Genomic DNA, 25,499 nt, shown 5'->3' with positions numbered 1-25,499 from the left:
TTTCCGTCATGCGCCAGGATCAGCCATGCCGTATGGCGACGGTCTTCAGCGTGGTGAAGCCATAGAGCGCCTCGAAGCCCTTTTCGCGGCCATGGCCGCTGGACTTGACGCCGCCGAAGGGCAGCTCCACGCCGCCACCCGCCCCGTAGTTGTTGACGAAGACCTGGCCGCAGCGCAGGCGCCGCGCCAGGCGCAGCTGGCGCGCGCCGTCACGGGTCCACAGGCCGGCCACCAGGCCGTAGGCCGTGCCGTTGGCCAGTTGCACGGCATGGTCCTCGTCATGGAAGGGCATGGCGCAGAGCACGGGGCCGAAGATCTCTTCCTGCGCCAGCCGGTGCTCGGGTGGCACGTCGCGCAGCAGGGTGGGCGCCTGGTAGAAGCCGCTGTCGGGCGCATGCTCCACGATCTGGCCCTGCGCCACCACGGCAATGCCTGCCACCTGGGCGTCGGACAGGAAATCCCAGACACGCTGCTGCTGGCTGGCGCGGATCAGCGGACCCAGGTCCAGGTCCATGGCGGCCGGACCCACGCGCAGCGCCTCGAAGGCCTGGCCCAGGCGTTCGAGCAGCGGCTCGTAGATCAGCGAGTCGATCAGCACGCGCGAGCCTGCCGAGCAGGTCTGGCCGGCGTTCTGCACGATGGCGTTGACGATGGCCGGCACGGCGGCGTCCAGGTCCGCATCCGCGAACACGATCTGCGGACTCTTGCCGCCCAGCTCCAGCGTGACGGGGCAGTGCCGTTCGGCTGCAGCCTGCTGGATCAGCGTGCCCACGCCGGGGCTGCCCGTGAAGCTCAGGTGGTCCACTCCTGGATGGCGCGCCAGGGCCTCGCCCACCTCGTGTCCCAGGCCGGTGACCACGTTGAAGGCGCCTGCCGGAAAGCCGACCTCGGTGGCCAGCCGCGCCACGCGCAGCACGGACAGGCAGGCGTCTTCCGAGGGCTTGACCACGCAGGTATTGCCCGCGGCCAGCGCTGCGCCCACGCTGCGGCCCAGGATTTGCATGGGGTAGTTCCAGGGGACGATATGGCCGGTCACTCCGTGGGGCTCGCGCCAGGTCAGGGCGCTGTAGCCTTGCTGGTAGGGCAGGGTCTCGCCGTGCAGCTTGTCGCAGGCGCCTGCATAGAACTCGAAGTAGCGCGCCAGCGCCAGCGCATCGGCGCGGGCCTGGCGCGTGGGCTTGCCGCAGTCGCGCTGCTCGATGGCCGTGAGTTCATCGGCATGCTGCAGCACGCTGCCCGACAGGCGCATCAGCAGGCGCCCGCGTTCGGCGGCCGAGAGCTTGCTCCAGACGCTGTCCTGGCATTCGCGCGCAGAGCGCACGGCCAGGTCGATGTCCTGGGGCGAGCCGCGTTGGAGCTCGTCGAAAGCCTGCCCGTCCGACGGGTCCAGCACGGGGATCGTGCGTCCCGATTCCGTAGGCACGGACGCATTGCCGATGTGGTGGTATTGCATGGAGCCCGATTGTGGGGCGCCCGGGACGCTTGTCCAGTCCCGGGCGTTGCAGCGCGCCTGCCTACTGCGCAGGCCAGCCCGCGTCGCGCAGGCCTTGGCGGTCCAGCACCTCCATCTTGCCGCGCCGCAACTGCAGGCAGCCGGCCAGTTGCAGCTCCTGCAGGATCTGGTTGGTGGTCTGGCGTGACAGGCCCAGCATGCGCGCCAGCTGCTCCTGGGACACATCCAGCTCGCGCCGCCAACGCTGGCGGCCCTGGCCGTCAGGCTGCCACTGGTCAAAGCCTTCGGCCATGCGCACCAGGCGCCGCGCCAGGCGCTGGGGGGCCGGCAGCAGCGTGTGCTCTTCCAGCGCCACCAGGCACACGCGCAGCTTGTCCGTCAGCAGCAACGCCAGCGCTTGCCAGTGTCCGGGGTGGGCGGCCAGCCACTCCATCAGCGGTGCCTGGGGCACGTGAAGCACGATGCAGGCCGTGGCGGCCTGGGCATCGTGCGTGCGTTGTGCGCCATCGAACAGGGCAATCTCTCCCAGCCACATCGGCGGCTCCACCAGGGCCAGCAGCGCCGTGCGGGCCTGCTCGCCGCAGGCGGCCGTGCCCGAAATGCTGAGGGCGCCACGCGCCACCGCGTACAGGCCACAGGGCGGGTCGCCCCGGCGAAACAGCCAGTCGCCTGCGGCCAGCGTGCGGGGCTGGGCCAGTGCCTTGAGCTGCGCGGCCAGCTCTGGCGGCAGGGCGTGGAACCAGCGGCCTGCCTCGACGGTGGCCCAGAGATCGGCCATGCCCGGCGGACCGGCCACTGCGCGGCGCCGTACGCCGCGCGTGGCGGCGGCAGTTGCCGTGGCTGCCGGAGCTGCCGGTGCGGGTAAGCCCGAGGTGTGCGATGAGGCTTGTGTCGGATTCATGACAGACGCCAATCCTTGATGACACCACCATGGTTGCGCAACATCCACTGCCGGTGCAGCCTATGAAAACCCTCATCGACCAACTGTCCCAGTACGCGGACTATCACCGTGATCCACGCAACATCCTCACGCACTTCTTTGGCGTGCCGCTGATCATGTGGGCCGTGGTGATCCTGCTGGCACGTCTGCAATGGGCGATGCCATTGGGCGACGGCCTGCCTGCCCTGCCGCTGAGCCTGGCCTTGCTGGCGGCGCTGGCGGCAGGCATCTACTACTGTTTGCTGGACCTGCGCTACGGCATTGCCATGGCTGTGGTGCTTGCCCTGATGCTGGCCTTGGCACAGCCCATCGCCATGCTGCCGTTGGGGGCTTGGCTGGGATGGGGGCTGGGCATCTTTGCCGTGGGCTGGGTGATCCAGTTCGTGGGCCACTACTACGAGGGCCGCAAACCAGCCTTCCTGGACGACATCCTGGGCCTGGTCATCGGACCCCTGTTCGTGCTGGCCGAGCTGGGCTTTGCACTGGGCCTGCGCCGCGAAGTGCAGCATGCGGTGGAGCAGCGCAGCGGCCCCGTGCGCCGGCGCGCGGGCGGGGCACACGCCTGAGACCGGGCGCTGCAAGCTTGGCGCAGGCTTGCGCCCTTAGCATGGCGGGCGTTCCTGCGGAGCCATCCGTGGGGGCGTGTGCCTGCGCCTAAAATCACGCTGCTATCCCCTGCGGGGGCTCTTTCGTTTCAACTCTGCTTATCCATCATGTCTTTCGACAAAGTCACACCGGGCAAGAACGCTCCTGAATCCTTCAACGTCGTGATCGAGATCTCGGCCAACTCCGATCCCATCAAGTACGAAGTGGACAAGGAAAGCGGCGCCGTCTTCGTGGACCGCTTCATGGGCACGGCCATGCACTACCCGGCCAACTACGGCTATGTGCCCCAGACGCTGTCCGGCGACGGCGATCCGGTGGACGTGCTGGTGATGACGCCCTTCCCGCTGCCCCCGGGCGTGGTCGTGGCCTGCCGCCCCATCGGCATCCTGCTCATGGAAGACGAGTCCGGCGTGGATGGCAAGGTCCTGGCCGTGCCCACGCAAAAGCTGCTGCCCGCCTACGACAAGATCAACACGCTGGAAGACATCCACGAGATCACCCTCAAGCAGATCCAGCATTTCTTCGAGCACTACAAGGACCTGGAAAAGGGCAAGTGGGTCAAGGTTCTGGGCTGGAAGGGCGTGGACGAGGCCAAGAAGGAAGTCGTGGACGGCATCGCCAACTACAAGGGCTGATCCCTTTCACTCCCGTCGAGGGAGTCTCAACTGCGCTGAGGTAAATGCCCGCTTCGCAGTTGATACAATTTGAAACGCACCCGATGCCTAGGCGCCGGGTGCGTTTTTTGTTTTGTCATGGATCAGGGTTTGGACAGATCAATCAGGCGCTGATGGGGACATCGGCCCGGGAGCGAGCAAATGAAGGTGGCAGATTGGCGCATGGGCACGAAGCTGGGCATGGGATTCCTCATCATGGTCCTGTTCTCGGCGGTTCTGGGGGCGGTAGCCTGGTTGCAACTGGCGCAGATGCACCGCAACGCATTGCATTTGTCGGATGTGGCCCTGCCCAGCATGTTCCATGCGGGCGCCATGCGATCCGAATACAACCGCCTGCGCCGCCACGAGGCCGGCATTGCCTCCGCGCGCAGCCTGGCCGAGGTCGATGGCTTTGCCAAGCAGGTGCAGGACCGGCTGCAGACCATTGGCGAGCATGAGACGGCCCTGCGTTCGCTGATCGACCAGCAGGCCCTGCGCGCGGCCTTCGACGACTACCTCGGCTTCAAGCAGCAGTTCCTGGCCATGCATGCGCGATTGCTGGAGCGTGCGCGCGCCGGCAACTATTCCACCACCGAGGAGCAGGCCTTCATGGCCGACGAGATGGGGTTGATGTTCGCCGGCGAGTCCGAGGCGCAGTTCGGCAAGCTGGCCGAAAGCGCCGGCCGCCTGCTGACCCTGCAGCGCGAGGCGGGCGAGCAGGCGCGGCAGCAGGCGCAGGCAGGCTTTGACCTGGCCCGCATCTGGGTGCTGGGCACGCTGGCCGCGGTGGTGGCGATTGCGGCCCTGGTGGGCTGGGCCATCACGCGTGCTGTCACCGGCCCGGTGGCCCAGGCCGTGGCCGTGGCGCGCAATGTGGCGGCCGGCCATCTGGAAAAGCCGGTCACCAGCCGGCGCCGGGATGAAATGGGCCAGCTCATCAACGCACAGGAGGACATGCGCCGCAAGCTCGCCGAGCTGGTGGGCGATGTGCGCGGCAATGCGCAGGGCGTGGCGCTGGCCGCTGGCGAGATCGCCCAGGGCAATGCGGACCTGTCGGCGCGCACCGAAAGCCAGGCCAGTGCTCTGGAAGAAACCGCAGCCTCCATGGAGCAGCTGGGCGCCACCGTGCGCCAGAACGCGGACAACGCGCGCCAGGCCAACCAGATGGCAGCCTCCGCCTCGGGCATTGCCGCGCGTGGCGGCGAGGTTGTGGCCCAGGTGGTGGACACCATGAAGGGCATCAACGACAGCAGCCGCCAGATCGCCGACATCATCGGCGTGATCGACGGCATTGCCTTCCAGACCAATATCCTGGCGCTGAACGCCGCCGTGGAGGCGGCCCGCGCTGGCGAGCAGGGCCGGGGCTTTGCCGTGGTGGCCGGCGAGGTGCGCACGCTGGCCCAGCGCAGTGCCGAGGCGGCCAAGGAGATCAAGGCCTTGATCCAGGCCAGCGAGCAGCGTGTGGAGCAGGGCACGCAGCTGGTGGACAAGGCCGGCGAGACCATGTCCGAAATCGTCGCCGCCATCCGGCGCGTGACCGACATCATGGGCGAGATCAGCGCCGCCAGCAGCGAGCAGAGCGCGGGCGTGGCCCAGGTGGGCGATGCCATCACGCAAATGGACCAGGCCACCCAGCAGAACGCCGCCCTGGTCGAGCAAAGTGCGGCCGCTGCCCAGTCGCTGCAGCAGCAGGCGCGGGCCATGGTGGCATCGGTATCGGTGTTTCGCACGGCGCCGGGAGACTCGACAGCGGTCCCCGAGGTGGCTGAGGCCGCCAAGGCGGCCGTGGCGGCGCCGCGCGCAACGGCGGCCGCCCCTTTGGCATCACCGCCGGTCCTGGCGCCCATCGCAGCCCGGCCAGCGAAACATGCCACGCCAGCCCAGGTCAGCAGGACCGCGACCGCCGACGACGAGGAGTGGGCCGCGTTCTGAGGCCTTGCCCGCAGCTGCGCCCCATCCTCTGGCGGCCCCATGCCCTGCATGGGGCCGCTTTCTTTTTGCGTGCTGCGTTGAGCTTGCGCACGCCGGGTGGCAGGAGGCTGTGGCGCAAATCCTCCAGTGAAGGTTTCTGCCTACTGCAAGTACCTGAACTTGTCCTGAACAATGCTTGGATACTGGCAGAATGTAAATAGATGTAGTCCTATTCTTACAGATTGAGGAACGGCCGCTCCTGGCCTCGTTCGCTCGGAACGAAGGGATATCCCATGATTACCTTGTTCTCATGGCCGCCTGGCCTGGCGGCCATCGGCCATCCAGCAGACCGCGCTCCCGCGGGGTCCCGTCCTCCCCCTCTCCAAGCCTTGCCTGCCAACTGCCATCGGCCGGTGCGGCTGGCCTGTTTCTGCAAGGTTCGCGCCGGGCCTGGCTGATAGCCTGCCCATGGCGCGAGACAGAGCAAGACGCAACAAGATGACGGGACCTCTACAAGAGAGATGAATGTGAAAAACCTCAAGATTTCAACGCGCATGCTGGGCACCTTCGGCCTGCTGGTGCTGCTGCTGCTGGCCGTGGTGGCCGCGGCCCTGGTGCAACTGCGCTCCATGCGCACCAGCATGGAAGTCATCACCGGCAATGCCATGCCCAGCGTGGAAGTGATCAACCAGATAGGCACCGATGTCGTGCGTACCCGCTTGCTGGAGGTGCGCCACGTCAACAATGATGATGTCGCCTACAAGACCGATTCGGAAAAGCAGCTGGAGCAACTGCAGCGCCGCCTGGCCGAGCGCAAGAAGGCCTACGAGCCGCTGCTGTCTTCCGACGAAGAGCGAAGGCTCTACGCCCAACTGCTCCAGGAACGCGAGCGCTACCAGCAACTGAGCCAGCAGGTGCTGGCGCTGTCACGCCAGGGCGAAAAGGAAAAGGCCCAGGCCGTGCTGGGCGGCGAGTCGCTGAAGCTCTACAACGATTCGTCGAACACGCTGGATCTGCTGGTCAAGCTCAACAGCGATGCGGCCGTGCAGGAAAGCCGCAATGCCGAGGCTGTCTATGGGCGCTCGGTCGTCGTCCTCAGCGTGGCGGCGCTGGCCGCCGTGCTGCTGGCCGTGCTGGCCGGGCTGTGGCTGACGCGCTCCATCCGCACGCCGCTGGCCCATGCGGTCGATGCCGCTGACCGCGTGGCCAATGGCGATCTGGGCGGGACCATCCGCATCGACCGCCATGACGAAACCGGCCTGCTGCTGGGCGCGCTGCAGCGCATGCAATCGAGCCTGGTGCAGACCGTGCGCAGCGTGCGCCAGAACGCCGAAGGCGTGGCCTCGGCCAGCGCGCAGATTGCCTCTGGCAATGCCGACCTGTCCAGCCGCACGGAAGAGCAGGCCAGCGCGCTGGAGCAGACGGCGGCATCCATGGAAGAGCTGGGCTCCACCGTGCGCCAGAACGCCGACAACGCACGCCAGGCCAATCAGCTGGCGCTCAATGCATCGAGCGTTGCGCGCCGCGGCGGCGACGTGGTGGCCGAGGCCGTGGAAACCATGAAGGGCATTAATGACAGCAGCCGGCGCATCGGCGACATCATCGGCGTGATCGACGGCATTGCCTTTCAGACCAACATCCTCGCGCTCAATGCCGCGGTGGAGGCTGCGCGTGCCGGTGAGCAGGGCCGGGGCTTTGCCGTGGTCGCGGGCGAGGTGCGATCGCTGGCGCAGCGCAGCGCCGAGGCGGCCAAGGAAATCAAGGCGCTGATCACGGCCAGCGTGGAGCGTGTGGAGCAGGGCTCGCAACTGGTGGACCGCGCAGGCACGACCATGACCGAAGTGGTGGCTGCCATCGGCCAGGTCACCGACATCATGGGCGAGATCAGCGCGGCCAGTACCGAGCAGAGCTCCGGCGTCGCCCAGGTCAGCGAAGCCGTCACGCAAATGGACCAGACCACGCAGCAAAACGCTGCCCTGGTCGAGGAAAGCGCGGCCGCCGCTGCCTCGCTGCGCAAGCAGGCGCAGGACCTGGTCGAGGCCGTGGCCGTGTTCCAGCTGCCGCGCGGTGCCATGGACAGCCATGCGCATGTGCCCAACAGGATGGTGGCGCAGGCCAGCGCCGCGCCACGCGCCGCAGCGCAGCCTGTCCGGCCGAACCCGCCGGCCAGCCCCGCACGGCCTGCGGCCTTGGGGGGCGGCGGTGCTGCAGCGGGTGGCGAGACACTGGCCCGCCGGCTTGAGCGCGATGCCACGCCTCCCATCCAGCCACGCCCTGGGCCCGCAGCAACAGGCAAGCCGGCTCCGCGCCAGCCCGGTCAGGGCGATGACGACTGGGAAACCTTCTGAACCTCAGTCCTGGCGCAGCGGGCTGTGCGCCTGCAGCTCCTGCAGGTAGCCGGCCATGCCTTCGCCCTCGCGGTCCAGAAAGCGCGAGATGGCGTCGGCGAAGGACGGGTGGGCAATCCAGTGGGCGCTGGGCGTCACCACGGGCAGCAGCGCCCGCGCCATCTTGTGTTCGCCCTGGGCGCCTCCCTCGAAGTGCGCAATCCCGCGTTCTATGCACCAGGCGATAGGCTGGTAGTAGCAGGCCTCGAAATGCAGGCAGTCCACGCGCTCCAGCGCGCCCCAGTAGCGGCCGTAGGCCGTGCCCTGCGGGATCTGCGGCGTGTCGCGGTCGCAGCTGCCGGCCGAAAGCCGTGCGGCTGCCGCATCGAGTGCGATCAGGCTGCAGGCCATGGGTTGGCCGTCGCGCTCGGCGACGAACATCAGCCAGTTCTCGGGCATCTGGTGCGCCATGGCCTCGAAGAAGGCCGGCTGGAGGTACGGGGCGTTGCCGTGTTCCAGATAGGTGCGTTCGTGGCAGCGATAGAAGAAGGCCCAGTCCTGGGCGCTCATGTCGGGGCCGTGCACTGCTCGAAAGCGCACGCCGGCCTCGTGCACCTTGCGCCGTTCCTGGCGAATCTTCTTGCGCTTTTCCTGGTTCAGCGTGGACAGAAAGTGGTCGAAGTCCCGGTGGCCCGCGCCCCCGGCGTTCTGGTTGCTCCAGTGGAACTGCACGGTGCTGCGCTGCATCCAGCCGTCGGCGTCGCAGGCTGCCAGATCCTCGGCATCGCTGAACAGCAAATGCAGGGAAGACAGCTGCTGCGCCTGGGCCCATTCGCGCACGGCGCGCACCAGGGCCGCACGCAGCAGCGGCGTGCGTGCCAGCAGCCGGCTGCCCGGCACAGGCGTGAAAGGCACGGCGAGCACGCCCTTGGGGTAGTAATCCAGCCCATGCTGGGCGTAGGCGCGCGCCCAGGCAAAGTCGAACACGTACTCGCCATAGGAATGCGCCTTGGCGTAGACCGGGCAGGCGGCGACCAGCTCGCCGCCCTGCCAGAGCGTGACCACGCGGGCGGCCCAGCCGGTTTGCGGCACGGCGCTGCCGCTGGATTCCAGCGCGCTCAGGTACTCGTGGCGCATGAAGGGGGTGGGCGCAGCCTGCGATGCCAGCAGCGCATTCCAGGCCTGGGCATCGAGCTGCTGCACGCTGTCCAGCACGCGGGTGATAATTGCGGTTTCAGCCATGCCATTCCTTGCAGGCCCGTGTGACGCGCGCTGCCGCCTTGCGCTGTGGGGTGGCCTTGTCGGCCCTGTTGGCTCCATTGCATTCCATGACGCTCTCCATCTGCACTGCCCAGCTCAACTTTGTCGTGGGCGATCTGCCCGGCAATGTCCAGAAAATCATTGCCGCAGCCCGTGAAGCTTATGCCACGGGAGCGCGCTTGCTGCTGACTCCCGAGCTTGCCCTGTGCGGCTATGCGGCCGAAGACCTCTATCTGCGTCCCGCCTTTCTGGACGCCTGCGATCAGGCCGTGCAGCAGCTGGCGCTGGAGACCGCGCAATGGCCGGGCCTGGCGCTGGTGCTGGGCCATCCCTGGCGCGACCCCGGCGCTGGTGGCGCGTTGCGCAATGCAGCCAGCGTGCTGCGCGACGGGCGCGTGGAATGCAGCTACGCCAAGCAATGCCTGCCCAACTACGGCGTGTTCGACGAGCAGCGCTACTTTGTGGCCGGCCAGTCGCCTTGCGTGGTCGAGGTCCAGGCAGTTCGCGTGGGCTTGCTGATCTGCGAGGACGCCTGGCATCCCGGGCCGGCAAGCGCGGCTGCCGCGGCGGGTGCGCAATTGCTGGCCGTGATCAATGCTTCACCCTTTCATGAGGGCAAGCAGGCCGAACGTGAAGCCACGCTGGCTGCACGTGCGCGTGAGACCGGCCTGCCCCTGGTCTACGCACATCTGGTCGGTGGCCAGGATGAAATTGTCTTCGATGGCAGCTCCTTTGCCGTGCACGCCGACGGCAGCATTGCCGCACGCGCGGCGGCCTTTGCCGAGGCGCTGCCGTTGGTGGAAGTGCGTGCCGGCGCGCAGGAATTGACGCTGGCCGCCGATGTGCAGCCACCGGTGGAGCACCTGCCGGCTCTGTGGTCCGCCCTGGTGCTGGCCGTGCGCGACTACGTGGGCAAGAACCGTTTCCCCGGCGCGCTGCTGGGCCTGTCGGGCGGGATTGACTCTGCGCTGGTGCTGGCGATTGCGGTCGATGCGCTGGGCGCGGACAAGGTGCACACGGTGATGATGCCTTCGCCCTATACGGCGGACATCAGCTGGATCGATGCGCGCGACATGGCCGAGCGTGTGGGCGTGCGCTATGACGAAATCTCCATCGCGCCCCAGTTCGAGGCCTTCAAGGCCGCCCTGGCCCCGGCCTTCGCGGGCCGCGCCGAGGACACGACCGAAGAGAACCTGCAGGCCCGCATCCGCGGCACCTTGCTGATGGGCCTGTCCAACAAGTTCGGCTCCGTGGTGCTGACCACCGGCAACAAGAGCGAGATGTCCACCGGCTACTGCACGCTCTATGGCGACATGGCCGGCGGCTTTGCCGTGATCAAGGACGTGCTCAAGACCGAGGTTTTTGCGCTGGCGCGCTGGCGCAATGCCAGCGATCCGTTCGGCACGGGGCTGGACCCCATTCCGGATCGCATCATCACGCGCCCGCCCAGCGCCGAACTGCGCCCGGACCAGAAAGACCAGGACAGCCTGCCCGCTTATGAGGTGCTCGACGCCATCGTGCGCCGATACATGGAAAATAACGAAAGCATCGCCTCCATCGTGGCCGACGGATATGCCGGCGCCGATGTGGAGCGAGTGACGCGCCTCATCCAGATCAACGAATACAAACGCCGCCAGGCGCCCGTGGGGCCGCGGCTGACGCGCCGCAGCTTCGGCAAGGACTGGCGCTACCCGATCACCAACCGCTTTCGCGCTTGAAGCACCTGAGGCGGCGGGGTTTCCTGGCCAGCCGTCTTGCCCCGTATTGCATGCACTGAGGAGTTCACCCCATGAAAATGATCACCGCCATCATCAAGCCGTTCAAGCTGGAAGAGGTCCGCGAGGCACTGGCCGACTGCGGCGTCAACGGCCTGACCGTCACCGAGGTCAAGGGCTTTGGTCGCCAGAAGGGCCATACCGAGCTCTACCGTGGCGCCGAGTACGTGGTGGACTTCCTGCCCAAGGTGAAGATCGAGGTGGTGGTCCGCACGGAAGACGTGGACCGCTGCGTGGATGCCATCGTCAACGTGGCCCGCACGGGCAAGATCGGTGACGGGAAGATCTTCGTCACCGCCGTGGAGCGCGTGGTGCGCATCCGTACCGGCGAACTCGACGACGGAGCCATCTGAACCCGGCAGCAGTGCAGGGCGCACGCGGCGCCCTGGGCTCGACATCCGGATTCCAGCGGCCACCCCTGAACGGGTGGCCGTTTCCGTTTCAGATCACGGCGCGCAAGGGGGCCGTTTCCAGGCCCGTGCCGGCGTTCTGCACCAGGGATTGCAGCAGTGAGGGGATGTCGCTGCCGCTTTCTATCAGTCCCATCTGCCACTCGCCCATGAAGCCATGGCCCACGCAGGTCTGCAGGAACTGCAGCATGCTGTCGTAGTAGCCGTCCACATTGAGCAGTCCGATGGGCTTGTCGTGGTAGCGCAGCTGGCGCCAGGTCCAGACCTCGAACAATTCCTCGAAGGTGCCTATGCCGCCGGGCAGGGCGACGAAGGCATCGCTGCGCTCGGCCATCATGGCCTTGCGCTCGTGCATGGTCTGGACGATGTGCAGTTCGTCGCAGGCATGGTTGGCCAGCTCCTTGTCCACCAGCGCCTGCGGGATCACTCCCACGACGCGGCCACCGGCCTGCCGCGTGGCCTCGGCCACCTCGCCCATCAGGCCGCTGCGCCCGCCGCCGTAGACCAACTGGCCGCCGTGCTCGCCAATCCAGCGGCCGGTGGCGCGGGCGGCCTCGATGAAACCGGGCTGGTCACCGGGGCGCGAGCCGCAATACACACAAATGGAAAACGTGGGATTTGTCATGCAATGAACCGTTGATAGAGAGCCGCCAGCCAGACGCCCGTGCACAGCAGCAGCGCCAGCAGCACGGCGGCGCTGCCCATGTCCTTGGCTTGCTTGGACAGGGCGTGCCATTCGGGGCCTATGCGATCGACCACGGCCTCGATGCCGCTGTTGAGCAATTCCACGATCAGCACCAGCAAGACCGTGCCCGCCAGCAGCGAGACCTCGATCCAGCTGCGTCCCAGCCAGAAAGCGGCAGGGACCAGCACGATGGCGGCCAGCGCTTCCTGGCGGAAGGCTTTCTCATTCCATCCGGCACGAAGGCCGGACAGCGAATAACCCGCAGCGTGCCAGACACGGTTCAGGCCCGTGCGGCTTTTCTGGGGATTGACAGGCGTGCTGTCGTTGGACTTGGGTGAAGCGGCGGGCATGCTGGGGAGTGTAGGAGATGCGATGCTGCCTTTGCCGCTCAGCGTTTTTTCCTGGGCGGCGGGGCCTGGTGGATCAGCTGTGTGCCGGCCCAGGCGTCATGCCAGAACTGGCGGCGCGGATGAAGGCGGCTGAGCAGGGCCCAGAGTGCCACCCACAGCACCAGCAGCACCAAGGTGGTCAAGGCCGGCACGCCGGTGGAGTAGGCCGCCAGCGGTGGCAGCAGCCAGATCCAGCTCAGCACATAGCGCCGCAGGGCGCGCAGCTGGCTGACGGGCTGGCCTGCAGCATCCACCAGGCGGATGTGCCAGGTCTTCATGGCCAATGTCTGCCCCTTGGACCAGAACCAGACGAAATAGATGCCCAGCACCACGAACATGAAGGCCTGCAGCGCATGGCGGTTGTCCATGGCGTTGCGCGTCTGAGACAAGGTGCCAAACAGATATCCGGCGATGAAGACCACGCCGAAAAGCAGCATGCCCTCATATAGCCAGCAGGCCATGCGCCGGGCCAGGCGCGGGGCCATCCGTGGATCGGCGGCGGAGCCGGCTGCCGTGGAGGTGGGGGAGGTGGCGTTCGTCATGCGGGCGTGTCGGGGCGCTGCATCAATGCGAAGGGGCTGCTTCGCCGTGCGAGGGCTGTGGGGTGGCCTCGGCGCCGTCATGCAGTTCCATGGGCGGCAAGGGCATGGGTGTGGCCGAAGGCACTTCCACCGGGGCTGTCTCCACCAGCGCAGGCGGGCGCACGGGATGGGTTTCCACGGCCGAAGGCGGCGCGACCGGTGGAACCGGAGGCGGCGGATTGTAGATGGTGGCTGGTGGAATCTTGGGGGGATTCGGAATGGTGGCCGGTGCCACCGAGGCCGCAGGAATCCGCGCCAGACGCTTGGGCGCCACGGGCTGTATGGCGTTGGCGGCGCCCTTGACCTTGGGCGCGGCGCGTGCAGCCAGAAGGCGTTTTTCTTCGTCGCTGAGCGCCTGGTAGGCCTCCCACTGGGCTCGCTTGTCCGTGGCAAGGCGGTTGGTCAGGGCGAAATTCAGGCGGGCCTGGCTGCGCTGCTGGGCGCTGAGGCTGGACCAGGTCTGCATGCGGTCGCGCAGCTTTTCCTGCTCCTTTTCGCTGAGCTTGTCCCAGCCTTCGGCCAATGCCATCCAGCGGCGCTTTTGCAGCGCGTCCATCATGGACCAGCGCTCGGAAAGGGGCTCGAGCACCCTGCTTTGCGCAGGCGTCAGCTCGGCCCAGCGTGGGCCGGAGGCCAGGGCCGTGGCGCGCTGGCGCGTGGCTGCGTCGCCATGCAGGGTCTTGGAGGCCGCAATGGTGGCCGGCGACACCGTGCTGGGCGCCAGCCGCACCTGTTGCACGACGCGCCAGCCGGTCCAGGCCAGCGCCATCAACAGCACCGCCGCCAGGATGGCGGCGGGTGATCGGTGGAACGCGGCGCGTGAATCAGTGGGCATGCAGGCAGGCAAGGCGGGTATCAGCGTTCCGTGTTGGTGGCCGAAGTCTTCAGGTACTGGATGAAACCGGGGTCGGCATAGGCGGCAGGGGGCAGGTCATCGGTCAGCAGGGCCGTATCGACCTCGGCAACCTCGGTCAGGCCAATCTGATCGGTCTGCACGTTGACGACCACCAGGCCAATGATGAGGGCCAGCACCGGCACGGCCGAGATCAGCGCGCGCCACCAGGTGCCGCCTTCGTCGCCAGAGCCCAGCGTCATGGTGCCACCCTGAGCCTGGGTTGCGCTGGCAGCCTGCACGGGCGCAGCGCGCAGTTCGCGCCGGCGAACGGACAGGGCGCGCTCGCGCCCAGCGCGCAGCCGCTCGGTGATGTCGTATGGCAGCAACGCCTCGCCGTCACCCAGGCGCGCGGTGATCCGGCGTGCGATGCGGTCGGCCGCCATTTCGCTGTGGAGAGTGAGAGTGGGCGCAGTCTTCATAGCTCGATTCCTTTGGCCTTCAGTGCCTTGCTCAATGTCTGGATGGCGCGGAAACAATGTGTTTTTACACTTCCTTCGGAACACCCCATCGCGGCAGCGGTCTCCGCAACGTCCATCTCTTCCCAATAACGCATCAGGAATGCTTCGCGTTGACGCGCCGGCAGCTCCTGTATCTCTTTTTCAATGCTTTGCAAAATCTGCGCCCGCTCGGTCAGATCCTCGGCGCTGCGGGCGGTTTCGCCGTTCTGTGCGGAGTCGGCGTGGGTCTCGAGCCAGTCGAAGTCCGCATCGTCGCCGGCCGAGGCCTCCAGATCGCTCATGCGGGTGAAGAGGGCGTTCTGCGTCTTTTGCCTGCGAAACCAGTCCAGGGTGCTGTTGGACAGGATGCGCTGGAAGAGCATGGGCAGCTCGGTGATGGGCTTGTCGCCATAGTGCTGCGCCAGCTTGAGCATGCTGTCCTGCACGATGTCCAGCGCCGCCTCCTCGTCCCGGACGTGGAAAAAGCTGCGCTTGAAGGCACGCTTTTCTACGCTTTTGAGGAAGTCGGATAGTTCTTGCTCGGTTGCCAAAAGGAACGCAGGCCCGGATGAGGGGCTCGTTGAGGGGGGCTGAACGGACGCGGGACCCGATTATCGTACCGCAGTGTCAATTTTTTTCGCACGATGGCGCACAGGCTTGTTGCAGTGCGATAATGTCCGCTGCAATTCAAAAAGGCAAACGGGTCACGGTCCGGCGTTTACTCACTCGCCCATGTCTGTTGGTCCTAAGTCCCGCACCGGCCTCACAAGGGCTTCAGGCAAGGGGCACCCAAGGTTTTTCGTTAGAGAAATTCACAAAGGTTGATCATGGAAATTTCCAAAGCCGAGTACTCCAGCGCGGCAGCAGCGGCGTCGCAGTCCCATGCATCCCAGGAGCTGATGGGCTCCGAGATCCTCGTCAAGTCCCTGCAGGCCGAAGGCGTCAAGCAGCTTTGGGGCTATCCGGGCGGTGCGGTCCTGTACATCTACGACGCCCTCTACAAGCAAGACACCATTCAGCATGTGCTGGTGCGCCACGAGCAGGCGGCTGTGCATGCGGCAGACGGCTTTGCCCGTGCCACGGGTGAAGTCGGCGTGGCCCTGGTGACCTCGGGTCCCGGCCTGACCAACGCCGTCACCGGCATTGCCACCGCCTACACCGATTCCATTCCCCTGGTCGTGATCAGCGGCCAGACCTCGACGGCCTACATCGGCACCGATGCATTCCAGGAGTGCGACACCGTCGGCATCACCCGCCCCATCGTCAAGCACAACTTCCTGGTCAAGGATGTGCGCGAGCTGGCGGACACCATGAAGAAGGCCTTCCACATTGCGCGCACCGGCCGCCCCGGCCCCGTGGTGGTGGACATCCCCAAGGATGTGTCCTTCAAGAAGGCTCTCTACACCGGTTACCCCGAAAAGGTGGAGATGCGCTCCTACAACCCGGTGCGCAAGGGCCATGCCGGCCAGATCCGCAAGGCGCTGCAGTTGCTGCTGGCTGCCAAGCGTCCCTATATCTACACGGGTGGCGGCGTGCTGCTGGGCAATGCCTGCAACGAGCTGCGCACCCTGGTGGACATGCTGGGCTACCCGGTCACGCATACGCTGCTGGGCCTGGGTGCCTATCCGGCCAGCGACCGCAAGTTCCTGGGCATGCTGGGCATGCACGGCACCATCGAAGCCAACAACGCCATGCAGAACTGCGATGTGCTGCTGGCCGTGGGTGCGCGCTTCGACGACCGGGTGATCGGCAACCCCAAGCATTTCATGTCGGTGGAGCGCAAGATCATCCATATCGACATCGATCCCTCCTCCATCTCCAAGCGCGTGAAGGTGGACGTGCCCATCGTCGGCGACGTCAAGGAAGTGCTGACCGAGCTGATCTCGATGATCCGCGAGGCCAGCGCCCGTCCCGACGCTGCGGCCCTGGGCCAGTGGTGGGAGACCATCGAAGGCTGGCGCAGCCGCGACTGCCTGCAGTACAGCCGTGGCGACGGCTCGGTCATCAAGCCCCAGTACGTGGTGGAGACGCTGTGGAACATGACCCGCGACGCCGATGCCTACATCACGTCCGACGTGGGCCAGCACCAGATGTGGGCCGCGCAGTACTACCGCTTCGACGAGCCGCGCCGCTGGATCAACTCCGGCGGCTTGGGCACCATGGGCGTGGGCCTGCCCTACGCCATGGGCATCAAGCTGGCCAAGCCTGAATCCGAGGTGTTCTGCATCACGGGCGAAGGCTCCATCCAGATGAACATCCAGGAGCTGGCCACCTGCCTGCAGTACAACACGCCGGTCAAGGTGGTGTCGCTGAACAACCGCTACCTGGGCATGGTGCGCCAGTGGCAGGAGATCGAGTACTCGGGCCGCTACAGCAGCAGCTACATGGACTCGCTGCCCAACTTCGTGAAGCTGGCCGAGGCCTATGGCCACGTGGGCATGCTGATCGAGCGCCCCGAGGACGTGGAGCCCGCCCTGCGCGAGGCCCGCAAGCTCAAGGATCGGACGGTGTTCATGGACTTCCGCACCGATCCCACCGAGAATGTGTTCCCCATGGTGCAGGCCGGCCGTGGGATCACCGAGATGCTGCTGGGAGCTGACGACCTCTGAGCGAGCCCTTGGCTGGGTTCGCCAGGGCCTGTTCCTGCCGCATCTTCTTCAGTAGCCGCCCTCAAGGCGGCAACCCCTTGACGAATCTATTGCCTGCCAAGCCCGACGTTTACCGGCGCCGGGGGAGGGCAGCGAAAAGAGGAATCTTTCTTTCATGAAACACATCATTGCCGTGCTGCTCGAAAACGAGCCGGGAGCCTTGTCGCGCGTGGTGGGCCTGTTCTCGGCCCGCGGCTACAACATCGAATCGCTGACCGTGGCTCCCACGGAAGACGCATCGCTGTCGCGCATGACCATTCAGACGAATGGCTCCGAAGACGTGATCGAGCAGATCACCAAGCACCTGAACCGCCTGATCGAGGTCGTCAAGGTCGTGGACCTGACGGAAGGCTCCTATACCGAGCGCGAGCTCATGATGGTCAAGGTACGCGCCGTGGGCAAGGAACGCGAGGAGATGAAGCGCATGGCCGACATCTTCCGCGGCCGCATCATCGACGTGACCGAAAAGAGCTACACGGTCGAGCTGACCGGCGACCAATCCAAGAACGACGCCTTCCTGCAGGCGCTGGACCGCACGGCCATTCTGGAAACCGTGCGTACCGGCTCCTGCGGCATCGGCCGCGGCGAACGCATTCTGCGCGTTTGATGCGCTGCAACGCACCTGAAACCTGTCCCCTTCCCCTTTCAACCCCTACACACACACGAAGCCTGGAGCCAACATGAAAGTTTTCTACGACAAGGACTGTGACCTGAGCCTGATCAAGGGCAAGACCGTTGCCATCATCGGCTACGGCAGCCAGGGCCACGCACACGCTCAAAACCTGAACGAAAGCGGCGTGAAGGTCGTGGTCGGCCTGCGCAAGGGCGGCGCTTCCTGGGACAAGGTCGCCAAGGCTGGCCTGACCGTCGCTGAAGTCGACGACGCCGTGAAGGCCGCCGATCTGGTCATGATCCTGCTGCCGGATGAGAACATCCCTGAGGTCTACACCAACAACGTGGCCCCCAACATCAAGCAAGGCGCCACGCTGGCCTTTGCCCACGGCTTCAACATCCACTACAACCAGGTTGTGCCGCGCGCCGATCTGGACGTGATCATGGTCGCCCCCAAGGGCCCTGGCCACACCGTGCGCTCCGAATACCTCAAGGGCGGCGGCGTGCCTTCGCTGATCGCCGTGTACCAGGACAAGTCCGGCAAGGCCCGTGACCTGGCCCTGTCCTATGCCATGGCCAACGGTGGCGGCAAGGGCGGCATCATCGAAACCAACTTCAAGGAAGAAACCGAGACCGACCTGTTCGGCGAGCAGGCCGTTCTGTGCGGCGGCGCGGTGGAACTGGTGAAGATGGGCTTCGAGACCCTGACCGAAGCCGGCTACGCTCCCGAAATGGCCTACTTCGAGTGCCTGCATGAGCTCAAGCTCATCGTGGACCTGATGTACGAAGGCGGCATCGCCAACATGAACTACTCGATCTCGAACAACGCCGAATACGGCGAGTACGTGACGGGTACAGAAGTCATCAACGACAAGTCGCGCGAAGCCATGCGTGCTGCCCTCAAGCGCATCCAGACCGGCGAATACGCCAAGATGTTCATCCAGGAAGGCCGCACCAACTACCCGAGCATGACGGCCCGCCGCCGCATGAACGCCGAACACGCCATCGAAAAGGTGGGCGGTCAGCTGCGCGCCATGATGCCCTGGATCTCCAAGAACAAGCTGGTTGACCAGAGCCGCAACTGAGATTGCTGCATTCCATCTTGCATGGGTCGCGCATGCGGCCTACGCAAGGTGCAGGACAAGGCCACCCCGACGGGTGGCCTTTTTCGTGCACAGAAGGGGGCAGCGCGCAGGTACACTGACCCTTTCGGGGCGGCACTGTCCGCTCCCTTAGAATACTATCGTTTTAATAGCTGCTCACGCTTGCGTGCGCTGTGCTGGAGGCCGGATTGATGCAAAACCACAATGAGTCCAACGAAATCGAAGGCGTGGTGGTGCGCAAGCGCCGCAAGGGTATCTACATCCTGCCCAACCTGTTCACGCTGGCTGCGCTGTTCGGTGGCTTCTACGCCATCGTGATGGCCATGAACGGCCGCTTCGAACTGGCTGCCGCAGGCGTGTTCTGCGCCATGGTGCTCGACAGCCTTGACGGCCGTGTGGCACGCATGACCAATACGCAGAGCGCTTTCGGGGAGCAGATGGATTCGCTGTCGGACATGGTGTCCTTCGGCGCCGCTCCCGCCTTGATCGCCTATGAGTGGGCGCTCAAGGGCATTGGCCGCTGGGGCTGGATTGCAGCCTTCGTCTATTGCGCCTGCGCTGCGCTGCGGCTGGCGCGCTTCAACGTCAACACCGGCACCGTGGACAAGCGCTGGTTCCAGGGCCTGCCTTCGCCCGCCGCTGCAGCGCTGGTCACCGGCTTCATCTGGCTGCTGGACGAGGCGGGCCTGCTGCGCGGCCAGGATGCCTGGCTGAGCTGGACGCAGATCACCTGGATCATGTTCTTCCTGACGCTGTACGCGGGCCTGACCATGGTCACCAACGTGCCTTTCTACAGCTTCAAGGACGTGCATTTCAAGAAGAGCGTGCCCTTTGCGGCCATCGTGCTGATCGCCCTGGGCATCGCCATCATCAATATCCATCCGCCCATCGTGCTGTTCGGCGTGTTCCTGCTCTACGGCTTCTCGGGCTACGGCGTCTATGCATGGCGCAAGGCCAAGGGCCAGCGCACCAGCGTCATCAGCACCTCGACCGATGAGCCTGAAGAGCGCGGCCTGCACAAATGATGCGCCGCAGCATCTTCACAGCGCCTGAGAACCTGTGCTAAAGTGACCCGCATGCAATACCTGTCGCTAGCTCTACTACTGATGTCCCACGGGCAGAGACAGTAGCGCGCGCGTACATTCCTACTTTCACGGCCCGTTTGCACCAGCGACGGGCCGTTTTGCGTTTGTGGGGTCGCTGGAGCAGGTGGGTCTTGTTTTTACCTAGACGATAGAAAGCACTTCAGCCATGTTGCAAAACCCTTCGACCAAGTACCGTCCGTTCGCTCCGGTCCGCCTGCAAGACCGCCGCTGGCCCGATGCGGTGATCACCCAGGCCCCGGTCTGGTGCAGCGTGGACCTGCGCGATGGCAACCAGGCGCTGATCGAGCCCATGGACATCGATCGCAAGATGCGCATGTTCGAGCAGCTGGTGAAGATCGGCTTCAAGGAAATCGAGGTCGGCTTTCCTTCCGCGTCCCAGGTCGAGTTCGACTTCATGCGCAAGCTCATCGAGGAAAACCGCATTCCCGATGACGTGACCGTCCAGGTGCTGACCCAGGCGCGCGAGCACCTCATCCGCCGTACCTTCGAGGCGCTCGAAGGCGTGCCCCGGGCCATCGTCCACCTCTACAACGCCACCGCGCCCGTGATGCGCCGCGTGGTATTGAACATGAGCGAGGACGAGATCGTCGAGCTGGCCACCACCAATGCCCGCATGTTCAACGAGATCGCTGCCGGCTATCCCCAGACGCAGTGGACCTTCCAGTACTCGCCCGAGATGTATTCGGACACCGAGCTGGAGTTTTCCAAGCGCGTCATCGATGCCGTCACCGATGTATGGCAGCCCACGCCCGAGCGCAAGTGCATCATCAACCTGCCCACCACCGTGGAGCACTCCACGCCCAACATCTTCGCCGACATGGTGGAGTGGACGCATCGCCACATCCAGCGCCGCGACTCCATCGTGCTGTCCGTGCATCCGCACAATGACCGCGGCACGGGCACGGCCACGGCCGAGCTGGCGTTGATGGCCGGTGCGGACCGCCTTGAAGGCTGCCTGTTCGGCAATGGCGAGCGCACGGGCAACCTCGATGTGGTCAACGTGGCGTTGAACATGTACATCCAGGGCGTGTCGCCTGGCCTGGATTTCTCCGATATCGACGGCATCCGCAGCACGGTCGAGCATTGCAACCAGCTGCCCGTGCATCCGCGCCATCCCTATGTGGGCGATCTGGTCTACACCTCGTTCTCGGGCTCGCACCAGGATGCCATCAAGAAGGCCTTCGCCGATCGCAAGGACGGCGACATCTGGGACATGCCCTATCTGCCCATCGACCCCAAGGACCTGGGCCGCAGCTACGAGGCCGTGATCCGCGTCAACAGCCAGTCCGGCAAGGGCGGCATCGCCTATCTGCTTGAAAGCGAGTATGGCCTCCAATTGCCGCGTCGCCTGCAGATCGAGTTCAGCCAGGTGGTGCAGCGCGAGATGGATGCCAGCGGCAAGGAGCTGGCCGCGGCCGACCTGTGGTCGCTGTTCCAGCGCGAGTACGGCCTGCAATCCGTGCAGGCACCGCATTACCGCCTCAGCGAGAACGACGGCGTGGTCAGCCTGTCGGCCGATCTGTCCGTTGACGGCGGCAAGCGCACGGTCGAGGCGCAAGGCACGGGGCCCATCGATGCCTTCGTGCAGGCGCTGAGCGAGCACAGCGGCCGGGCCGTGCGCGTGCTGGACTACAACGAGCATGCCATCGGCGAGGGTGCCAATGCCAAGGCCATTGCCTACGTGGAACTGCGCGTGGACGAGTTGCACGTGTGCTACGGCGTCGGGGTTGATGCGAATATCGTCTCCGCTTCGTTCCGGGCCATCATGTCGGGCTTGCAGCGCGTGCCCTCTGCCGAGAAGGTGACGGTGCAGGAGGCGGTTGCCGCTTAAATTCCATTGCCTAGCCGGTGCAGCCACAAGCGCACCGGCTTTTTTCATCACCTGCCCGTGGGCAGGAGATTCGCATCCACAAGAAAGACGAGACTCCCATGACCGACCAATTGATCATTTTCGACACCACCTTGCGTGACGGCGAGCAGTCGCCCGGTGCCTCCATGACCCGCGACGAAAAGCTGCGCATCGCGCGCCAGCTCGAGCGGCTGAAGGTCGATGTGATCGAGGCCGGTTTTGCGGCGAGTTCCAATGGCGACTTCGAGTCGGTGCAGGCCATTGCGCGCGCCATCAAGGACTCCACCATCTGCTCGCTGGCCCGTGCCAATGACCGCGACATCGCCCGTGCGGCCGAGGCTCTGAAGGACGCCAGCCGCGCGCGCATCCACACTTTCATTGCCACCAGTGCGCTGCACATGGAGAAAAAGCTGCGCATGACGCCCGAGCAGGTGCTGGAGCAGGCGCGCCAGTCGGTGCGATTTGCGCGCAACCTGATCGCCGACATCGAGTTCAGCCCCGAAGACGGCTACCGCAGCGACCCGGACTTTCTGTGCCGCGTCATCGAGACGGTGATTGCCGAAGGCGCGACCACCATCAACGTGCCCGACACCGTGGGCTACGCCATTCCGGAGCTGTACGGCGCCTTCATCAAGAACCTGCGCGAGCGCGTGCCCAACAGCGACAAGGCCGTCTGGAGCGTGCATTGCCACAACGACCTGGGCATGGCCGTGGCCAACTCGCTGGCCGGCGTCAAGCTTGGCGGGGCGCGCCAGATCGAGTGCACCATCAACGGCCTGGGCGAACGCGCGGGCAACTGCTCGCTCGAGGAGGTGGTGATGGCCATCAAGACGCGCAAGGACTACTTCGGCCTTGACGTCAACATCGACGCCCAGCACATCGTGGCCGCCAGCCGCATGGTCAGCCAGACCACGGGCTTCGTGGTGCAGCCCAACAAGGCCGTCGTGGGCGCCAACGCCTTCGCCCACGCCTCGGGCATCCATCAGGATGGCGTGCTCAAGGCGCGCGACACCTACGAAATCATGCGTGCCGAGGATGTGGGCTGGAGCGCCAACAAGATCGTGCTGGGCAAGCTCAGCGGCCGCAATGCCTTCAAGCAGCGCCTGCAGGAGCTGGGCGTGGAACTCGACAGCGAGGCCGCGATCAACACTGCCTTTGCGGCCTTCAAGGAACTGGCCGACCGCAAGAGTGAAATCTTCGACGAGGACATCCTGGCCCTGGTGACCGAGCAGGATGCGCATCAGCAGGCCGATCCCTTCCAGTTCATCTCGCTGGCCCAGCAAAGCGAAACGGGTGAGCGCCCACACGCGTCGGTGGTGTTCAGCCGCGATGGTCGTGAGATCAAGGCCCAGTCCGACGGCAATGGCCCGGTCGATGCCTCGTTCAAGGCCATCGAGTCCGAGGTGAAGAGCGGTGCCGAGATGCTGCTGTACTCGGTCAACGCCATCAGCGGCTCCACCGAGAGCCAGGGCGAAGTGACCGTTCGCCTGCAGCGCAGCGGGCGCGTGGTCAACGGCGTGGGAGCGGACCCGGACATCGTCGTGGCCTCGGCCAAGGCCTATCTGAGCGCGTTGAACAAATTACACAGCAATGCAGAGGTCGTGGCTGCGCAGGGGTGAGCACTCGCCTTATAATTTCATTTAAATTATCGAAAAGTCGCACAAGTTATTGTCACAGTGCGACTTTTTCGATTAATGTAAGGTCTAGTCACAAATTCTTGCTGCTTGGAGCATTTCTCATGCCCACCCTACGCCGTGCCCGCCTCGGTCGATTTGCTCAGGTTCTCTCGTTGCTGGCCCTGAGTTGTGCTCTCACTGCCCCGGGCGCGCATGCCGCACCGGCCAAGAAAGTTGCCAAGAAACAGGTGGCCGTGGCCCCTGTCAAGAAGAAGGCCGTGAAGGAGCGCGCCACGGCGGCTCCCCAGGGCAAGCGCGTTGCCAAGAGCGCGCGCCAGCCCAGCCGCGTGGCCGCCCGCAGCGCTGCCAGCCCCATTCGTGCCGTTGCCTACGAGCCACGCCTGTCGTTCGGGCAGATGGCCGGGCTGCATGCAGTGGCCGATCCTCTTGATCTCAAGAGCAGCGTGGCCCTGGTCATGGACCAGGACACCCACGAAGTGCTGCTCAGCAAGAACGACCATGCCGTGCTGCCCATCGCCTCGCTGACCAAGCTGATGACGGGTCTGCTGATTTCCCAGGCCCATCTGCCCATGGATGAATCCATCACCATCACGCAGGATGATGTGGATACCGAAAAGGGCAGCAGTTCGCGCCTGGCCGTGGGCACCACGCTCACCCGTGCCGAAATGCTGCACCTGGCCCTGATGTCCAGCGAAAACCGTGCTGCCCATGCGCTGGGTCGCACCTTCCCAGGTGGCCTGGATGCCTTCGTCCAGCAGATGAATGCCAAGGCGCGCCTGCTGGGCATGACCGATACCCGTTACGTGGAGCCCACCGGGCTGTCCAGCCGCAACCAGTCCAGCGCCCGTGATCTGGCCGTGCTCGTGAATGTGGCGCACAGTGATCCGCTGGTACGCGAGTACACCACTTCGCCCGGCTATGAAGTGGCCGTGGGCCGCCGCACGCTGCAGTACAACAACACCAACCGCCTGGTGCTGAGCCCGACCTGGGATATCGGCCTGCAAAAGACCGGCTACATCTCCGAAGCGGGTCGCTGCCTGGTCATGCAGGCGCAGGTGGCTGGCCGCAAGATCATCATGGTCTTCCTGGACTCTGCCGGAAAGTTCAGCCGCCTGGGCGATGCCGAGCGCGTACGCCACTGGGTGGAATCCATGGGGCAGGTGGCCGGCGATTCCATGATCCACAAGGTCAAGGGCTGAGTTTCCTCCCCCGCAACAACAAAGGCGCCCTGGGCGCCTTTGTTGTTTTTGATGACCGGTTTTGCTGCTTGCGGATGGCTGCTTGCAGATCAGTGGCTGCTGCGCGCGTAGGGATTGGGGGGCGGGGCTGCAGGGCGGACCGCATTGAAGCCCAGGGCGCCCGAGATCTCCTGCGCGGTGGCCTGGAGCTTGGACAACCAGCTTTCGTCCAGCCGGTCGGCGGGAGCGGAGATGGACAGGCCGGCCACCAGCTTGCCCTGGTCGTCATAGATGCCGGCGGCCATGCAGCGCACGCCCAGCTCCAACTCCTCGTTGTCGCGGGCGACGCCATGGTGGCGTACCTTGTCCAGCTCGTTTTCCATGTCGGCAAGCCGCGTGATGCTGAAGTGCGTCTTGCCGGGAAGGCCGGTGCGTGTGGCGTAGGCGCGCACCTGCTGCGCATCATCGGCCGCCAGAAACAGCTTGCCATTGGATGTGAGGTGCAGCGGCGCATGGCCGCCGATGGCGCGCACCACCTGCATGCCCGAGCGCTCGCTGTAGGCGCGTTCCACATAGACGATTTCATCGCCCTGGCGCACGCTGAGGCTGACCGGCTGCTGGATCTGCTTGTGCAGCTGGCGCATGGGAATCAGGGCTGCTTCCCGCACGCTCAGGCGGGCCTTGACCAGGTTGCCCAGCTCCAGGAAACGCATGCCCAGCCGATAGCTGCCCGATTCGGGGCGGTCGACGAAGCGGCCGATGGCCAGGTCGTTGAGAATGCGGTGCGTGGTGGAGGGGTGCAGGCCGGTGCGCTCGCTGATCTCCTTGAGCGATACCGCTTCCTCACGCGAGGCCAACACGTCGATCAACGTGAACATGCGTTCCAGGACCTGGACGCTGGGCTTGGGCGAGGCCGCGTTATCGTCTTTTTTCATGAGGCGCAAGGGGATTTCGGGATTCGGTCATTCTAGCGGCGGGCATGGCTTGGCGGCATATGTGCCGCCTGCAAACAGCGGCCATGTGCATAAGAAATGTCGCTGAAAA

The 25,499-nt window shown here is 65.3% G+C and carries 23 protein-coding genes; 13 read left to right on the top strand and 10 right to left on the bottom strand.

The window, feature by feature from the left end:
- Positions 1-19: 19 nt before the first annotated feature.
- On the bottom strand, positions 20-1,453 hold the full coding sequence (locus DTS01S_RS13095) for an aldehyde dehydrogenase family protein (protein WP_016447428.1): 1,434 nt from the start codon (positions 1,451-1,453) through the stop codon (positions 20-22).
- A 61-nt stretch (positions 1,454-1,514) separates the two neighbouring features.
- Positions 1,515-2,354 carry a Crp/Fnr family transcriptional regulator gene (locus tag DTS01S_RS13090; RefSeq protein WP_026062890.1) on the bottom strand — a complete coding sequence of 280 codons (840 nt, stop codon included), beginning with the start codon at positions 2,352-2,354 and terminating at the stop codon, positions 1,515-1,517.
- A gap of 62 nt (positions 2,355-2,416) precedes the next feature.
- Here DTS01S_RS13090 and DTS01S_RS13085 point away from each other — a divergent pair, with 62 nt between their 5' ends.
- The 4 genes from DTS01S_RS13085 (at position 2,417) to DTS01S_RS13070 (ending at position 7,911) form a co-directional block, all read left to right on the top strand.
- On the top strand, positions 2,417-2,959 hold the full coding sequence (locus tag DTS01S_RS13085) for an Mpo1 family 2-hydroxy fatty acid dioxygenase (RefSeq protein WP_016451358.1): 543 nt from the start codon (positions 2,417-2,419) through the stop codon (positions 2,957-2,959).
- A 147-nt stretch (positions 2,960-3,106) separates the two neighbouring features.
- Complete coding sequence (gene ppa / locus DTS01S_RS13080; RefSeq protein WP_013801496.1) at positions 3,107-3,634, top strand: inorganic diphosphatase; 528 nt, start codon at positions 3,107-3,109, stop codon at positions 3,632-3,634.
- Positions 3,635-3,814: 180 nt separating this feature from the next.
- Positions 3,815-5,584 carry a methyl-accepting chemotaxis protein gene (locus tag DTS01S_RS13075; protein WP_061287850.1) on the top strand — a complete coding sequence of 590 codons (1,770 nt, stop codon included), beginning with the start codon at positions 3,815-3,817 and terminating at the stop codon, positions 5,582-5,584.
- A 500-nt stretch (positions 5,585-6,084) separates the two neighbouring features.
- On the top strand, positions 6,085-7,911 hold the full coding sequence (locus DTS01S_RS13070) for a methyl-accepting chemotaxis protein (RefSeq protein ID WP_026062767.1): 1,827 nt from the start codon (positions 6,085-6,087) through the stop codon (positions 7,909-7,911).
- A gap of 3 nt (positions 7,912-7,914) precedes the next feature.
- Here the strand turns inward: DTS01S_RS13070 and DTS01S_RS13065 are convergent, their stop codons facing one another.
- Positions 7,915-9,132 (bottom strand): GNAT family N-acetyltransferase, encoded by a 1,218-nt coding sequence (locus tag DTS01S_RS13065; protein WP_016447423.1) that lies wholly within the window; start codon positions 9,130-9,132, stop codon positions 7,915-7,917.
- A gap of 86 nt (positions 9,133-9,218) precedes the next feature.
- Here DTS01S_RS13065 and DTS01S_RS13060 point away from each other — a divergent pair, with 86 nt between their 5' ends.
- Together DTS01S_RS13060 and DTS01S_RS13055 are read left to right on the top strand one after the other, a co-directional pair.
- On the top strand, positions 9,219-10,868 hold the full coding sequence (locus tag DTS01S_RS13060; RefSeq protein WP_017406878.1) for an NAD+ synthase: 1,650 nt from the start codon (positions 9,219-9,221) through the stop codon (positions 10,866-10,868).
- A gap of 71 nt (positions 10,869-10,939) precedes the next feature.
- Complete coding sequence (locus DTS01S_RS13055) at positions 10,940-11,278, top strand: P-II family nitrogen regulator (protein WP_012206673.1); 339 nt, start codon at positions 10,940-10,942, stop codon at positions 11,276-11,278.
- 88 nt (positions 11,279-11,366) lie between these two features.
- On the opposite strand, the gene DTS01S_RS13050 is transcribed toward DTS01S_RS13055, so the two are convergent.
- From DTS01S_RS13050 to DTS01S_RS13025, 6 genes are read right to left on the bottom strand one after another with little or no spacing between them, the layout of a single operon-like run.
- Positions 11,367-11,960 carry an LOG family protein gene (locus tag DTS01S_RS13050; protein WP_016451364.1) on the bottom strand — a complete coding sequence of 198 codons (594 nt, stop codon included), beginning with the start codon at positions 11,958-11,960 and terminating at the stop codon, positions 11,367-11,369.
- On the bottom strand, positions 11,957-12,370 hold the full coding sequence (locus DTS01S_RS13045) for a diacylglycerol kinase (protein ID WP_017406875.1): 414 nt from the start codon (positions 12,368-12,370) through the stop codon (positions 11,957-11,959). The genes DTS01S_RS13050 and DTS01S_RS13045 overlap by 4 nt, the downstream gene beginning before the upstream one ends.
- A 38-nt stretch (positions 12,371-12,408) precedes the next feature.
- On the bottom strand, positions 12,409-12,951 hold the full coding sequence (locus tag DTS01S_RS13040; RefSeq protein ID WP_017406874.1) for an RDD family protein: 543 nt from the start codon (positions 12,949-12,951) through the stop codon (positions 12,409-12,411).
- A gap of 22 nt (positions 12,952-12,973) precedes the next feature.
- Positions 12,974-13,825: a DUF3106 domain-containing protein gene (locus DTS01S_RS13035; RefSeq protein WP_016451365.1), complete on the bottom strand. Its 852-nt coding sequence runs from the start codon at positions 13,823-13,825 to the stop codon at positions 12,974-12,976.
- 20 nt (positions 13,826-13,845) lie between these two features.
- Positions 13,846-14,304, bottom strand: coding sequence for a DUF3619 family protein (locus DTS01S_RS13030; RefSeq protein WP_026062765.1), 459 nt, complete (start codon positions 14,302-14,304; stop codon positions 13,846-13,848).
- On the bottom strand, positions 14,301-14,873 hold the full coding sequence (locus DTS01S_RS13025) for an RNA polymerase sigma factor (RefSeq protein WP_017406871.1): 573 nt from the start codon (positions 14,871-14,873) through the stop codon (positions 14,301-14,303). Before DTS01S_RS13025 ends, DTS01S_RS13030 begins: the two co-directional genes overlap by 4 nt.
- Before the next feature lie 276 nt (positions 14,874-15,149).
- On the opposite strand from DTS01S_RS13025, the gene DTS01S_RS13020 reads away from it, so the two are divergent.
- From DTS01S_RS13020 to DTS01S_RS12990, 7 genes are all read left to right on the top strand, one after another.
- A complete protein-coding gene (locus DTS01S_RS13020) occupies positions 15,150-16,931 on the top strand; it encodes an acetolactate synthase 3 catalytic subunit (protein WP_016447415.1) in 1,782 nt (593 codons plus the stop codon).
- Between the two features lie 154 nt (positions 16,932-17,085).
- Positions 17,086-17,577, top strand: a complete 492-nt coding sequence (ilvN, locus tag DTS01S_RS13015; protein ID WP_012206665.1) for an acetolactate synthase small subunit — start codon at positions 17,086-17,088, stop codon at positions 17,575-17,577.
- 73 nt (positions 17,578-17,650) lie between these two features.
- Complete coding sequence (gene ilvC / locus DTS01S_RS13010) at positions 17,651-18,667, top strand: ketol-acid reductoisomerase (protein ID WP_016447414.1); 1,017 nt, start codon at positions 17,651-17,653, stop codon at positions 18,665-18,667.
- Positions 18,668-18,876: 209 nt separating this feature from the next.
- Positions 18,877-19,710, top strand: coding sequence for a CDP-diacylglycerol--serine O-phosphatidyltransferase (pssA, locus tag DTS01S_RS13005; RefSeq protein ID WP_012206663.1), 834 nt, complete (start codon positions 18,877-18,879; stop codon positions 19,708-19,710).
- A 226-nt stretch (positions 19,711-19,936) separates the two neighbouring features.
- Positions 19,937-21,622 (top strand): 2-isopropylmalate synthase, encoded by a 1,686-nt coding sequence (gene leuA / locus DTS01S_RS13000; RefSeq protein ID WP_016451367.1) that lies wholly within the window; start codon positions 19,937-19,939, stop codon positions 21,620-21,622.
- Between the two features lie 98 nt (positions 21,623-21,720).
- Positions 21,721-23,259 (top strand): 2-isopropylmalate synthase, encoded by a 1,539-nt coding sequence (locus DTS01S_RS12995; protein WP_016447412.1) that lies wholly within the window; start codon positions 21,721-21,723, stop codon positions 23,257-23,259.
- 119 nt (positions 23,260-23,378) lie between these two features.
- The gene (locus tag DTS01S_RS12990) at positions 23,379-24,476 is read left to right on the top strand and encodes a serine hydrolase (RefSeq protein WP_016447411.1); all 1,098 of its coding nucleotides are present in this window, start codon (positions 23,379-23,381) and stop codon (positions 24,474-24,476) included.
- Positions 24,477-24,565: 89 nt separating this feature from the next.
- On the opposite strand, the gene DTS01S_RS12985 is transcribed toward DTS01S_RS12990, so the two are convergent.
- Positions 24,566-25,390, bottom strand: a complete 825-nt coding sequence (locus DTS01S_RS12985) for an IclR family transcriptional regulator (RefSeq protein ID WP_016447410.1) — start codon at positions 25,388-25,390, stop codon at positions 24,566-24,568.
- Positions 25,391-25,499 lie beyond the last annotated feature (109 nt).

Origin of the sequence: Delftia tsuruhatensis NBRC 16741 (genome assembly GCF_001571325.1) — a bacterium.
GTDB lineage: Bacteria > Pseudomonadota > Gammaproteobacteria > Burkholderiales > Burkholderiaceae_C > Comamonas > Comamonas tsuruhatensis.
This window is presented reverse-complemented; position numbering and strand designations above follow the sequence as displayed.